This is a genomic window from Veillonella sp. VA139, from assembly GCF_003992005.1.
Taxonomy (GTDB): Bacteria; Bacillota; Negativicutes; order Veillonellales; family Veillonellaceae; genus F0422.
The window spans coordinates 1-1,653 of sequence record NZ_RQVL01000055.1; the positions used below are offsets into that span (position 1 = coordinate 1).

A 1,653-nucleotide genomic window follows, 5' to 3' on the forward strand; every position below is an offset into this window, starting at 1 on the left:
AATTTCACCACTTAAATATCTGTCTACAACTGAATGAGAATCTTCTTTACTCCAAGATTTCTTAGTATTTGCTTTTGACTTTTCTTTTGCTTCTTTATTGTCTGTTTGCTTTTCTGCTTCTGGAGAAATATGTTCCTCATTATTTTCCTTGCCCTCGAATACTGCCCTAGCCTTCTCTTCCTCTTCTTCATCCTCTTTTGCATTTCTTACTAATTCATCGTTGCCATCTTCTTTGTTGTTTTCTTCCTCTTCAAATGCGGCTCTAGTCTCTTCTTCTTCTTTCTCTGCTCTTTCTGCTTGGTCTGCTAGTTCGTTATTTTCAATTACATTGTCATTAACCTGTTCTTCCTCTTTGAGTCTAGCTTGGGCTTCTTGTAATTTCCTTTCGTTTTCTTGTTGTTTTAATTGTTTCTTTTGTTTTTTTGTAAGAGTTTCTGTATTCGCACTCCCCTTAATAGGAGTGAACAATTGTTCTCGTACAGATTTCTCTTTTTTAGCTCCTTCTTTTTTAGGAGTCTCTACTTTTGGGAATAAAGCATCTTGGATATTTTTAAACCCTTGAGTACTTTTCTCTCGAATAGCTTTGTATGTTTTACTTCTTTCAACAGGTAATCCTGTTGCTTTAGCAGTCTCAATTAATTTATTTGCTTCATCTAAGTAGAAGTTTTCAAACCTTTTATCATTTTTCTCAGCTTTTATGTTTATCTTGTTTTTTGCTTTTCTGTTATTAAACGCATTATCTATTTTTCCAAGGCTCGCATTTTCAAAGCCTCTTTTTCTTAATTCACCTTTAGTTGTAGTTGGATTATCTTTTCTTGTTTTTTGTATATCTTCTACATGGTCCACAATATTATCGACTTGTTCTCTTGTATATATGTCTCCAGGAATAATTCCTTTTTGTGCTAGTTTCTTTTGTAATCCAACAGGACCTTTGTCCCTTTTTCCACTTTTGTGTTCTGCTTTTTCTTTGTTATATTCAGAGGTCGCCTCTCTAATCGCATACCCTGTATCTCTAATTAATTGGTCTTTATTTGGTCCATCTGGAACCTCTCTAAACGTCTCTTCTAAAAAGCCTTTATTCACAGAGTCTTTGTAATGGTTATTATATTCTTCTCTCTTCTGGTTTTCCTCTTGTACTTTTCTTTCTTGTTCTCTAGTTTCCGCTACTTCTTTTTCTTTAGCAACTATATTCTTTTCAATAGAACCCATAATTGCTTTAGGCATAGTTCCATTATTAATAGATTCTTTGTCGTCGTCAGATAAGTTATATCCAACACTCTCAGCTCTCTCAACTAAGGTAGGCTCGTTGCTAGATTCTTTTGGTTGCTTCTTCTCGTGCATTTCAACTGTAGCATGGGAAAGCTTTCTAGCATCTTTCTCTGTGTACCCTTGCTCTTTAAAGTCGTCTATAAATGCATTTGGCGAATATTTAACTTCTGGAGTGTGCTCGTCCCATGTCTGGTGAATTTTTTCTGTAATTGCCCTAGCATTATTGTTCATTTCAAGGATGTCATCATCAGATTTACCTTGTTTTTTGTAGTGTTCGTGATTTAAGCTATCAAATGCATCATCAAGTTCATCCCTAGGTCTTTCAACCATGTGCTCTGGAGTTTCCTCTGACAAATCAAGAGAAACATTTTCTCCATCGGTAGA

The 1,653-nt window shown here is 35.1% G+C and carries 1 protein-coding gene; it reads right to left on the reverse strand.

Features of this window, described 5'->3' with window-relative positions; translation table 11 throughout:
• The coding region (locus EO125_RS09915; RefSeq protein WP_164726511.1) for a hypothetical protein at positions 1-1,653 on the reverse strand (1,653 nt) is incomplete at both ends.